This window comes from Nocardia rhizosphaerihabitans (assembly GCF_014646295.1).
Taxonomy (GTDB): Bacteria; Actinomycetota; Actinomycetes; order Mycobacteriales; family Mycobacteriaceae; genus Nocardia; species Nocardia rhizosphaerihabitans.
In genome coordinates, this window is the sequence record NZ_BMNE01000001.1 from 343676 (window position 1) to 355756 (window position 12081).

Sequence of the window (12081 nt, forward strand, 5' to 3'; positions counted from 1 at the left end):
GCTGAACTGCTTTGCCCCAGTCTCCGGCGGCCTCGGTCCATGGACTCCCGGCCGCTTCGTGACCAGACTCACAACCGGCCCAACGACTTCGGACCGGTCCCGCGGGGACCGGTCCGATCAGCCGTCGCCTGTCAGTGTCTCAGGCGTTGAAGTATTTCGCCTCCGGATGCAGCAGCACGAACGCGTCGGTCGACTGTTCCGGGTGCAGCTGCAGCTCCTCCGACAGGGTCACTCCGACCCGGCCCGCCTCGAGCAGGTCGACCAGCTTGGCCCGGTCTTCGAGCTCCGGGCAGGCGCCGTAGCCGAAGGAGTACCGCGCACCGCGGTAGCCGAGCTTGAAGTAGTCCTGGATGTCGGCGGGATCGTCGTCGGCGACCGACTGGCCGTCCAGGGTCAGTTCCTCGCGCACCCGGCGGTGCCAGTACTCGGCCAGCGCCTCGGTGAGCTGCACGCCGATGCCGTGCACCTCGAGGTAGTCGCGGTAGTTGTCGGCCGCGAACAGCGCGTTGGCGAAGTCCGCGATCGGCTGACCCATGGTCACCAGCTGGAACGGCAGCACGTCGACCTGGCCGGTCGCGCGGGCCTGCTCGCGCGAGCGGATGAAGTCGGCGATGCACAGGAACCGGTCGCGCTGCTGCCGTGGGAAGGTGAACCGGTACCGCTCCGGCGCATCGGCGTCCGGCTCGGTGAGCACGATGACGTCATCACCCTCCGACACCGCCGGGAAGTACCCGTAGACCACGGCGGCGTGCTGCAGCACACCCTCGGTGGCGAGCCGGTCGAGCCAGGCCCGCAGCCGCGGACGGCCCTCGGTCTCCACCAGTTCCTCGTAGGAGGGCCCGTCGCCGCTGCGCTGACCACGCAGACCCCACTGCCCCAGGAACAGCGCCCGCTCGTCGAGCAGGCCCGAATACTCCTGCAGCGGCAGGCCTTTCACCACACGGGTGCCCCAGAACGGCGGGGTCGGCACCGGCAGATCGGCGGCAACGTCGGACCGCGCCGGCACCTCGATCGGCACCTCGGCGGCCTTGCGCTCGGCGGCGATCCGCTTGGAGCGCTCGTGGCGCGCCTTGCGCTCGGCGGCCTTCTCCTTGGCGGCGATCGCCTCGGGGCTGTCGGGATCGAGACCGCCGCCGCGCTTGACGGTCATGATCTCGTCCATCAGCCGCAGGCCCTCGAACGCGTCGCGGGCGTAGTGCACGTCGCCCTCGTAGACGGCGGTGAGGTCGTTCTCCACGTAGGCGCGGGTCAGCGCGGCGCCACCGAGCAGCACCGGGAACTGTTCGGCCACACCCTTGGCGTTGAGTTCCTCGAGGTTCTCCTTCATCACCACGGTCGACTTCACCAGCAGCCCGGACATGCCGATCACGTCGGCCTTCTTGTCCTGGGCGGCGTCGAGGATGGTGGCGATCGGCTGCTTGATGCCGAGGTTGACCACCTCGTAGCCGTTGTTCGACAGGATGATGTCGACGAGGTTCTTGCCGATGTCGTGCACGTCGCCCTTCACCGTGGCGAGCACGATCCGGCCCTTGCCGGAGTCGTCGGTGGCCTCCATGTGCGGTTCCAGATGCGCGACAGCGGTTTTCATCACCTCGGCCGACTGCAGCACGAACGGCAGCTGCATCTGGCCCGAGCCGAACAGCTCACCGACGGTCTTCATACCCGACAGCAGCGTCTCGTTGATGATCTGCAGCGGCGGCACCGTCTGCATCGCCTCGTCCAGGTCGACGTCGAGGCCGTTGCGCTCACCGTCGACGATGCGCCGCTCGAGCCGCTCGAACAGCGGCAGCGCGGCCAGTTCCTCGGCGCGCGAGGCCTTCGACGACGCGGTCGAGACACCCTCGAACAGCGCCATCAGCTTCTGCAGCGGGTCGTAGTCCTCGGCGCGGCGGTCGTAGATCAGATCCAGCGCGACCTGGCGGTGCTCGTCGGGAATCCGGCTCATCGGCAGGATCTTCGAGGCGTGCACGATCGCCGAATCCAGTCCGGCTTCGACACATTCGTGCATGAACACCGAGTTCAGCACCTGCCGGGCGGCGGGGTTGAGGCCGAAGGAGATGTTGGACAGACCGAGGGTGGTCTGCACGTCCGGGTGCTTGCGCTTGAGCTCGCGGATGGCCTTGATGGTCTCCTCGCCGTCCTTGCGCGACTCCTCCTGACCGGTGCCGAGGGTGAAGGTCAGCGTGTCGACGATGATGTCGGACTCCAGCAGACCCCAGTTGGTCGTGATGTCCTCGATCAGCCGCTCGGCGATCGCGACCTTGGCCTCGGCGGTGCGCGCCTGGCCCTCCTCGTCGATGGTCAGCGCGACCACGGCGGCGCCGTGCTCGGACACCAGCCGCATGATCTGCTGGAACCGCGAATCCGGGCCAGCACCGTCCTCGTAGTTCACCGAGTTCACCGCGCAGCGGCCACCCAGGTGCTGCAGACCGGCCTGCAGCACCGGCGGTTCGGTGGAGTCGAGCATGATCGGCAGGGTCGAGGACGTCGCCAGGCGCGAGGCCAGCTCGTTCATGTCCTTGGTGCCGTCGCGGCCGACGTAGTCGACGCACAGGTCGAGCATGTGCGCGCCGTCGCGGGTCTGGTCCTTGGCGATCTCGAGGCAGCGCTGCCAGTCCTCGGCCAGCATGGCGTCACGGAAAGCCTTGGAGCCGTTGGCATTCGTGCGCTCACCGATCATCAGGATCGAGGCGTCCTGCTCGAACGGGACCGCGGTGTACATACTCGACACCGACGGCTCGTGCTCGGGCGTGCGCCGCGCCTCGATCGGGGGCAGCGTGGTCTCGACCTCGCGCACCGCCTCGGCGACCTGGCGGATGTGTTCCGGCGTGGTGCCACAGCAACCGCCGACCATCGCGAGGCCGAACTCGGAGACGAAGCCGCTCATCGCGACCGCGAGCTCCTCCGGGGTCAGCGGGTACTCCGCGCCGTTCGCGCCGAGCACCGGCAGGCCCGCGTTCGGCATCACCGACACCGGGATCTGCGCGTGCCGCGACAGGTGCCGCAGGTGCTCGCTCATCTCGTCGGGACCGGTCGCGCAGTTCAGGCCGATCATGTCGATGCCGAGCGGTTCCAGCGCGGTCAGCGCCGCACCGATCTCGCTGCCGACCAGCATGGTGCCGGTGGTCTCCACGGTGACGTGGGTGATGATCGGGATCCGGCGGCCCGCGGCGATCATGGCCCGCCTGCTGCCGGTGATCGCGGCCTTGACCTGCAGCAGATCCTGGCAGGTCTCGATCAGGATGGCGTCGGCGCCACCGTCGAGCATGCCGAGGGCGGCCTCGGTGTAGGCGTCGCGCAGCGAGGCGAACGGCGCGTGGCCCAGCGTCGGGAGCTTGGTGCCGGGGCCCATCGAGCCGAGGACGTAGCGCGGGGTGCCGTCGGCGGACGGGCCCATCTCGTCGGCGACCTCGCGGGCGATGCGGGTGCCACGCTCGGACAGGTCACGGATTCGGTCGGCGATGTCGTAGTCGGCGAGGTTGGGCAGGTTGCAGCCGAAGGTGTTGGTCTCCACCGCATCCGCGCCCGCCGCGAAGTAGGCGCGGTGGATGTCGGCGAGGACATCGGGGCGGGTGTCGTTGAGGATCTCGTTGCATCCTTCGAGGCCACGGAAATCGTCGAGCGTCAGATCCGCGGCCTGCAACATCGTGCCCATCGCACCGTCGCCGATGACGACACGCCGTCGCAGCGTGTCGAGGAGCGTGGTATCGAACCCGGTGGGCAAGGACGCAGACATGAATCAAGACTAATGGGCGGCTCCGACGCACAGGACCACTGCGGGTGAATCGAGTGGCGCCGGACACAGCTTTCGCGGGAAACACGCAACAGCGCCGGTCACCGCAAAACAATTCGCCGAAGACACTAGGCTGACCGGGTGGATGCCAGTGAAACCCCCGAGACGGAACTGCCGACGTTGCGCAATCCCGTGCTGGTCGCGGCCTTCGAGGGCTGGAACGACGCCGGTGACGCCGCCAGTGGCGCGGTCGAACATCTGGAGTTGATCTGGGACGCGGAGCCGCTCGCCGAACTCGATTCCGAGGACTACTACGACTACCAGGTGAACCGCCCGACGGTGCGCCAGGTGGACGGGGTGACCAGGGAGATCCAGTGGCCCTCGACCATGTTGTCGGTGTGCTCGCCCCCCGGTAGCGACCGCGACGTCGTGCTGCTGCGCGGGATCGAACCGAACATGCGGTGGCGCAGCTTCTGCAACGACCTGCTCGAGTTCATCGAGCAGCTGGGCGTGGAGACCGTCGTCATCCTCGGCGCGTTGCTGGCCGACACGCCGCACACGCGGCCCGTTCCGGTGACCGGTTCGGCGTACAGCCCGGAGGCGGCCGAGCGGTTCAGCCTGGAGCAGACCCGGTACGAGGGCCCGACCGGGATCACCGGGGTGCTGCAGGACCAGTGCGTCAAGGCCGGGGTGCCCGCGGTGTCGTTCTGGGCGGCGGTGCCGCATTACGTGTCGCAGCCGCCGAACCCGAAGGCCACGATCGCGCTGCTGCACCGCGTCGAGGACGTCCTCGACATCGAGGTTCCGCTCGGTGAGCTGCCCACCCAGGCCGAGGAATGGGAGGCGGCGGTCAACGAGATGACCGTCGGCGACGAGGAGATCAACGAGTACGTGCGCTCGCTCGAGGAGCGCGGCGACGCGGCGATCGACCTCAACGAGACGATGTCGAAGATCGACGGCGACGCCATCGCGGCGGAGTTCGAGAAGTACCTGCGCAGGCGCGGACCGGGCAGTTTCGGCCTCTGACCTTCGTTCACCAGGAGTTCGCCACGGGGGAGCCTTCCGGTTGCCGGCGGCACGCCGCCTAGACTGCCTCGGGTGCCGAACCACCCGATCGTCGCTCATCTCCGGGGATTCGACGACCGGATCGCGGTGCTGCACCGGCACCCGGCAGCGCCCGCCGACACCCTGCAGCGGGTGACCTATGCCCAGCTGGCCGACCGTGTCGCGGCGTTCGCGGCGCGGCTGGGCCCCGCGCGGCGGCTGGTCGCGCTCACCGCGGGCAACGACCTCGACTCGCTCGTCGCCTACCTCGGCGCGCTCGACGCGGGGTGCGTGGTGCTGCTGACCGGCGCGCTCTCCGGTGAACTCGCCGCAACCTACGAGCCGGACGTCGTCGTCGACCACGGGCGGATCGTCACCGAGCGCGCGAGCTCGGCGCACCGGCTGCATCCGGAGCTGGCGCTGTTGCTGAGCACGTCGGGATCGACCGGGTCGCCGAAGCTGGTGCGGCTGTCGGCGCGGAATCTGCGCGCCAATGCCGACTCCATCGCCCGCTACCTCGAGATCGAGCCGCGGGATCGCGCGGCGACCACGCTGCCGCTGTTCTACTGCTACGGGCTGTCGGTGGTGCACAGTCATCTGCTGCGCGGCGCGAGCCTGCTGCTCACCGACCGCTCGGTGAGCGACCCCGAGTTCTGGGACGAGTTCCGCGCGCACCGGGCGACCTCGTTCGCCGCGGTCCCGTACACGGTGGAACTGCTGGACCGGATCGGTTTCGCGGACATGTCCCTGCCCGATCTGCGCTCTGTCACCCAGGCGGGCGGCAGGCTCGAACCGGACAGGGTGCGCGCCTACGCGCGGCTCGGCGCGGCGGCGGGCTGGCGGTTCTTCGTGATGTACGGGCAGACCGAGGCCACGGCCCGAATGGCCTATCTGCCACCGGAACTGGCGGCCGATCATCCCGACTGCATCGGGATACCGGTGCCCGGTGGGCATTTCACGCTGGAGCCGGTCGACGACGGCGCCGCCGACGAACTCGTCTACCACGGTCCGAACGTCATGCTCGGCTATGCGCGCCGACCCGCCGACCTCGCGCTCGGCCGTACCGTCGATGCCCTGCGCACCGGCGACCTGGCGCGACGCACCGCCGACGGCCTCTTCCAGGTCGTCGGCAGACGCAGCCGCTTCGCGAAGCTGTTCGGGCTGCGCATCGACCTCGGCCGGATCGAATCCGAGCTCTCCGCAGCCGGTTTCGGCGCGGCTTGCGCCGAGGACGGTGCGCGGTTGATCGCGGCGGTGACCGGCACCGGCCGTGGTGATCCCGCCGCGCTGATCGCCCGGGTGTCCGGGCTGCCCGCGACGGCCATCGCGGTGGTGACCGTCGGCGAACTGCCGCGCCTGGCCAACGGCAAGATCGACTATCCGGCCGTGCGGGCGCTGGCCACGGAACCGGCCTCGACGGGCGACGATATCCGCTCGATCTACGCCGATGCGCTGGCGATCCCCGCCGAACGGATCTCACCGGAGCAGAGTTTCGTGGAGCTGGGCGGCAATTCGCTCAGCTACGTCAGCACGGCGGCCCGGCTCGAACGGGTCATCGGCCGGTTGCCCGCCGACTGGCCGCAGCAGCCGATCGGCCGGCTCGAGCGGACACCGCGCTCGCGCACCGGCTTCGGCCGGGCGCTGGACACGTCGACGGCCTTGCGCGCGATCGGCATGGTGCTCATCCTCGGCTCGCACATCCAGCTGTTCGAAGTATGGGGCGCGGCGCACGTGCTGCTCGCGGTGGCCGGCTACAACTTCGCCCGCTTCGCGGTGAGCTCGGCGCCCGCCGCACAGCGGCTGCGGCACACGGGCCGCGCGGTGGCGATGATCGCGGTGCCGACGGCGCTGTGGGTGCTGATCACCATGATCGTCCAGCCCGGCTATTACAGCTGGCAGAATGTGTTGCTGCTCAACAAGATCCTCGGCCCGCGCAACGACACGGCGGGGCATCTGTGGTTCCTCGAGGTGCTGGTCTACTGCACGGTGGCCGCGGCGCTGCTGCTGCGGATCCCCCGGATCGACCGGTGGGAGCGGCGCGCGCCGTTCTGGTTCGCCCTCGCGCTGCTCGGTCTCACCCTGGTGCTGCGCTGGCACTCGTTCGGGCTCTACCCCGAACGCGATATTCCGTTGTCACCGCTGGCCTGTTGGTACTTCGTTCTCGGCTGGGCCGGAGCGAAGGCGACGGCAGTCTGGCAGCGGCTGATCGTCAGCGCCGTGCTGCTGGCAAGTGTGCCCGGGTATTTCGGCGTCACCGATCGGGAACGCCTGGTCATGGCGGGCGTCCTGGTGCTCGTCTGGTTGCCCGCGCTGCGCGTGCCCGCCGTCGTCGCCGTGGTGGCGGTGACGGTGGCCGACAGCTCCTTGTTCGCGTACCTGCTGCACTGGCAGGTGTACCCGGTGTTCGGCGACCAGCGACTGCTCGCACTGTTCGCCTGTCTCGCGGCCGGAGCCGTCGCTACCGGGATGGTGGTTCGGTGTCGGCGGAGGTGGCCACGGCTAGCGCTCCAAGGTCAGAACCTGGGCGGCCGCTTCGTGCGCCAGCTTCGCGATCAACATGTCACGCGGGATCGTCTGGCCGGCAAGGTGATCGAGTGACGGCACCACCACATGGTGGGCGTCGGCACGCTTCAATTCCTGAGTGAGCTCGGCGAACGCCGCACCGTCACCCGCGGTCGATTCATGGAACGTCGCGGCGAAACACATCCCCGCAGTGCGCGCCAGGCTGCGTAGCGCGTCCTCCAATTGGTCGCTCTGGCCATCGGCCAGGTCGTCCCGCAAGTATCCATAGATCAACGCTTCCACCCGAACCTCCGTTGGATAGGGATCGCTGTTCTGTTGTCGGATCCCCCCGCGCCACGCCGTGCGTCGCGCGGGGGTACTGCGTTGCCCTGCAAGCTCTCCTGCAAAGCGGGTGTCCGGTCTGCGGGCCGAGCACCTGCTTACAGCATGCGTATTCGCGGCCCGCCGCAGCAGATGTCAAGCCGATGACATCTACATGCCCTATTCGGGACGCCGAACGTTAACTGGTGGGATACTACCGCCGTGACCGCAACTGATGATCGACCCGTCTGGGCTGTTCGGATGCGTTCGGAACGTGACGCGAGGGGATGGTCGCAAGCCGATGCCGTCCGCGCGATGCGTGCCAAGTCCTCCCACAACCTGCCGACGGACAGTACTCTGCTGCGCAACTGGCGGCGCTGGGAATCCGGGGAATCGCGCCCCGACGAGTTCTACGCGCCGATCATCGCGGCCGCGTTCGACACCGTCACCGCCGCGTTCTTCCCCAAGTCCCGGCCCAACCGCGATGACGAGCTGTTATCGGCAACCGGTATGGACACCCTGGAGTTCATCGGCAGGCTCCGGATGTCCGATGTCAACAGCGCGACGCTGGACGCGGTGCGGATCACCGCCGAACGGCTGTGCTGCGAATACGCCTACGCCGACCCGCGCGAGCTGCACACCGAGGGCACCGCGTGGCTGCGCCGGATCACCTCGCTGCTCGACGGCAGGCTCACCCTGAGCCAGCATCGGGAAATCCTCGTGCTGGCGGGCTGGGTGGCGTTGCTGGTCGGTTGCGTCGACTACGACCTCGGGCAGCGGGCGGGTGCCGAGGCGACCCGCCGGGCCGCCGATTCGCTCGGGCGCGAGGCGGGCAATGTCGAGATCTCCGCGTGGGCGGCCGAGATGTCGGCCTGGTTCGCGTTGACCCAGGGCAATTTCCGGGGCGCGATCGAGGTCTCGGAGAAGGCGATGCCTGGCACCACCTCGATGAGTGTCGGGGTGCAGCTGGCCGCCCAGCGCGCCAAGGGCTGGGCCCGGCTCGGCGACCACCGCGCCGTGCAGACCGCGCTCGACGAGGGCAGGGCCATCCTGTCGCGGATGGGTCATCCGGCCGATCTGGCCAACCACTTCGTCATCGACGCGACGAAGTTCGACTTCTACGCCATGGACTGCTGCCGCGTCGCGGGTCAGGACCGGCTGGCCGAACGCTATGCCCAGCAGGTGATCAGCGATTCGACCAGGCCCGACGGGTCGATCCGCAATCCGATGCGGGTGTCGGAGGCGCGGCTGACGCTGGCCGTTGTCGCGGTGCGCGACCGCGATCTCGAACGCGCGGTCGAGGAGGGCGTCGCGGCCTTCACCGCGGGTCGGCGCTCGTTGCCGTCGCTGGCGTGGATCGCGGGCGAGGCGGCCAGGGAGATCATCGAACGCTACCCAGGCGACCCGCGCACCCAGTCGTTCCTCGCGCAGCTGCGCTCGCTCAACGTCGGGTGAGCGGTGAATACCAGACGCGGGAGGCGCGCCGATCCGGGACGGGTCCCCATGACCTCCCGGCGGCCACCACTAACCTGTCTACGGTGACCGACCTCGCCGACGGCCTGCCCAGCGCCGTACCCGCCCTGTGGGACGAGCGTCTGCGGTTGTTCTCGTTCGCGACCGCCGAGAAGCGCGCCGACTACCTGCGGGTGCTGCGCGCTTTCGACAGCGCCCGCGCCGCGTACGTGGTGTTGTTGCACGCCGACGACGTCGCCGAGTGGATCGCCAGGGCCGAGACGGGCGCGCACGCGGGACCGGCCGGCGTGCCGTTGCCCGCCGTCGAGATCGGCCCGCTGCTCGAGCAACTGCATCGCTGGGGCGTGCTCGAACGCAGCTACGACGGCACCCGCGCGGCCACCCTCGCCGAGTACCGCAACCGGCACTACGTCTACCAGTTCGCCCAGGCCGGTTTCCAGGCGTACCGGGCGGTGGCGGGCGTGCTGACGGCGAGGATGGACGACGCGTCGCTGTCGCGCCTGGTGCTGCCCGAGCTGCTCACCGATCTGCGCACCCTGGCCACCGCCAACCGCGACGGCGACGCCGAGCGCGTTTACACGACGCTGCGCAGGCTCGACGCGACCCTGACCGACATGGCGGCCCGCGCGGCGCACTTCTACCTGTCGCTGGGTGATCTGGTGCGCACCACCGAGATCACCCCGGAATCGTTTCTCGCGCACAAGGATGCGCTGCTCGCGCACATGCGCGAGTTCAGCATGGACCTGGCGCGTTTCGCGCCCCGGCTGGCGGCCGCGATCGGTGAGGTCGAGGACACCGGCGTCGAGCAGCTGATCGGGCGCGCGGCGAGCTGCGACGAGCGGGTGCTGCTGAGCCCGGCCGAGCGGGAAGCGGACTGGCAGTCGCGCTGGGACGGCCTGCGCACCTGGTTCGTCAGCGCGGGCAGCGGCGAGGCGAACGAGTCGTGCGAGGCCGACCGGCTGCGGGAGGCGACGATGAGTGCGATCGCCGCGGTGTTGTCGCTGTTGCGTCGGGTCACCGAGACCCGCCGCGGCGGGGTCAGCCGGGAATCGGCGCTGCGGCATCTGGCCGCCTGGTTCGTCGACACCCCGACTGCCGGGAGCGCGCACGCGCTCTACGACGCGGTGTTCGGCCTGGGCAGGCCGCGGCATCTGGCGCTGGAGCATCCGGATGCCGAGGTGATTCCGGCGGGTCGATCCTGGTGGGAGGCGCCACCGTTGGAGATCTCGCGAACGCTCGCGGAAACCGGTCGCGCGCCGACCGCGGGCGCGCCCGCCCGGATCGCGCGCAACGACGCGGGCATCCGCAGGCTGCGCGAGGCACAGCTGGCCGCCCAGCGCGAACGCGCGCAGGCCGCGGCATCGCTGGCCACCGGCGCCGTGCACGAGCGGGTGCTCGACCAGCGTGAGACCGAGGTGCTGCTGCGACTGCTCGACGCGGCGTCGACGGCGTGGGTGCCGGTCAGCGGAAAGGTCGACGGCACAACGGGTTCCGACAACGGCGTCACTTTGACGGTCCGTCCCTGTGACGGGTCGACGATCATCCGCACCGCGGCGGGCCTGCTGCATCTGAACAATCGCCGCCTCGAGGTCACCGCGACGACGCGACGGGGGACGCCACGATGAGACAGCAACGCCGCATCGACGCCCTCGCCCTGGACAGCTACCAGCGCGCCGCCCGGGTGATGCTCGCCAACCACCTGGTCACCCGGGTCTATCCCGACCGGATCGCGCTGCCGTTGATCCGGCGCTGGGCCACCGAACTGCGCGAGGACCTCGCCGAACTGTTCGGCTATCGCCTGGAGGTCACCGAGACCACGGCGCGCCTGTATCCGGTGCACGACCGGCTCGACGACACCATGCCGGCGCGCAGCGTCAACGATCGCGTCTTCGATCGCCGCCGCTACGCCTATCTCGCCCTGGCGCTGGCCGCGCTCGGCCGGGCGGGCGACCAGATCACCCTGTCCGAATTGGCCGAGCACGTGGCCGATTACGCGAGCCGCATCGACGGCCTCGAGCTGTCCACCGACCGCGCCGCCGACCGGGACGCCTTCGTCGACGCGGTCGGCTGGCTGGGCACCAGGGGCGCGCTGACGCTGGCCGACGGTGACGCCGGCGGCTGGGCCAGCGATCCCGAGGCGGGCGAGGCGCTCTACGACATCGACCGGCCGGTGGTGTTCGCGCTGTTCCGGCCGCCGCGGGCGCTGCAGCACCTGCACAGCGTGCGCGGCCTGCTCGCCGACGACACCGAGCAGGCGCCCGCCGAGCAGGCCCGCCGGGTGCGCCGCGCCCTGGTGGAGCGGCCCGTCGTGTACCTGGAAGACCTCCCGCCCGCCGAACGTGCCCTGCTCGGCCAGGACCGGCTGGTGGGTGAGGTTGAGTACTGCACGGGTCTGCGCGCCGAGCGCCGCGCCGAGGGTGTCGCGCTGATCGACATCTCGGGCAGGTTGTCCGATACCCGCTTTCCCGGCACCGGCACCCTCGCGCAGGTGGCGCTGCTGCTCATCGGCGAGATCGCCGACGTGGTCCTCGACATCGACAATCCGGTGCCGCACCGCCCCGCTGCCGCCGACGAGGACGCACTGCTGGACCAACTCGACGCGGCCATTCCCGAGGCAGGGGTGTTCGCCCCGCTGGCCGAGGACGCCGAGACCCTCGACACCACAGCGGATTCCCTCGACGCGGACCTCGAGAACACCGGGCCGGTCACCTACCCGTTCCTCGAAGACGCCTGGGTGCGCAGCACCGTCACCGCGCTGACCGACCGCTACGGCGCGACCTTCGCCGCGCAATGGCAGGCCGACGTCGGCGGGCTCACCACCGAGGTGCTCGCCCTGCTCACGAAATTGCGGCTGATCCGGCCGGTCGAGGGCGGGCTGCTCGTGCTGCCGGCGCTGGCCAGATACCGGGGCGCGGTGGTCACCGTGCGGGTCCGGCAAGCCGAGGAATTGTTCGTCACCGCCGCCGACACCGACGGCAGCAGCACCGGAACGGGAGGGAACTGAGGAG

The 12081-nt window shown here is 69.8% G+C and carries 7 protein-coding genes; 5 read left to right on the plus strand and 2 right to left on the minus strand.

Annotated elements, in window-relative coordinates:
* Positions 1-139: 139 nt before the first annotated feature.
* Positions 140-3736 carry a methionine synthase gene (metH, locus tag IEY60_RS01580; RefSeq protein WP_189023015.1) on the minus strand — a complete coding sequence of 1199 codons (3597 nt, stop codon included), beginning with the start codon at positions 3734-3736 and terminating at the stop codon, positions 140-142.
* A gap of 138 nt (positions 3737-3874) precedes the next feature.
* On the opposite strand from metH, the gene IEY60_RS01585 reads away from it, so the two are divergent.
* Positions 3875-4759 carry a PAC2 family protein gene (locus IEY60_RS01585; RefSeq protein WP_189023017.1) on the plus strand — a complete coding sequence of 295 codons (885 nt, stop codon included), beginning with the start codon at positions 3875-3877 and terminating at the stop codon, positions 4757-4759.
* 72 nt (positions 4760-4831) lie between these two features.
* The gene (locus tag IEY60_RS01590) at positions 4832-7375 is read left to right on the plus strand and encodes an AMP-binding protein (RefSeq protein ID WP_189023019.1); all 2544 of its coding nucleotides are present in this window, start codon (positions 4832-4834) and stop codon (positions 7373-7375) included.
* On the opposite strand, the gene IEY60_RS01595 is transcribed toward IEY60_RS01590, so the two are convergent.
* On the minus strand, positions 7277-7582 hold the full coding sequence (locus IEY60_RS01595; protein ID WP_189023021.1) for a hypothetical protein: 306 nt from the start codon (positions 7580-7582) through the stop codon (positions 7277-7279). The two genes, IEY60_RS01590 and IEY60_RS01595, sit on opposite strands and share 99 nt — an antisense overlap.
* Before the next feature lie 333 nt (positions 7583-7915).
* Here IEY60_RS01595 and IEY60_RS01600 point away from each other — a divergent pair, with 333 nt between their 5' ends.
* From IEY60_RS01600 to IEY60_RS01610, 3 genes are all read left to right on the plus strand, one after another.
* The gene (locus IEY60_RS01600) at positions 7916-9055 is read left to right on the plus strand and encodes an NsdA family TPR-like regulatory protein (protein ID WP_189023023.1); all 1140 of its coding nucleotides are present in this window, start codon (positions 7916-7918) and stop codon (positions 9053-9055) included.
* Positions 9056-9138: 83 nt separating this feature from the next.
* A complete protein-coding gene (locus IEY60_RS01605; RefSeq protein ID WP_229739475.1) occupies positions 9139-10698 on the plus strand; it encodes a TIGR02677 family protein in 1560 nt (519 codons plus the stop codon).
* A complete protein-coding gene (locus IEY60_RS01610) occupies positions 10695-12077 on the plus strand; it encodes a DUF2398 family protein (protein WP_189023024.1) in 1383 nt (460 codons plus the stop codon). The genes IEY60_RS01605 and IEY60_RS01610 overlap by 4 nt, the downstream gene beginning before the upstream one ends.
* Positions 12078-12081 lie beyond the last annotated feature (4 nt).

What these genes read in the sequence shown, in the direction of transcription:
- metH (WP_189023015.1), bottom strand. Translation starts at nt 3,736, where the DNA reads ATGTCTGCGTCCTTGCCCACCGGGTTCGATACCACGCTCCTCGACACG.
- IEY60_RS01600 (WP_189023023.1), top strand. Translation starts at nt 7,916, where the DNA reads ATGCGTGCCAAGTCCTCCCACAACCTGCCGACGGACAGTACTCTGCTG.
- IEY60_RS01610 (WP_189023024.1), top strand. Translation starts at nt 10,695, where the DNA reads ATGAGACAGCAACGCCGCATCGACGCCCTCGCCCTGGACAGCTACCAG.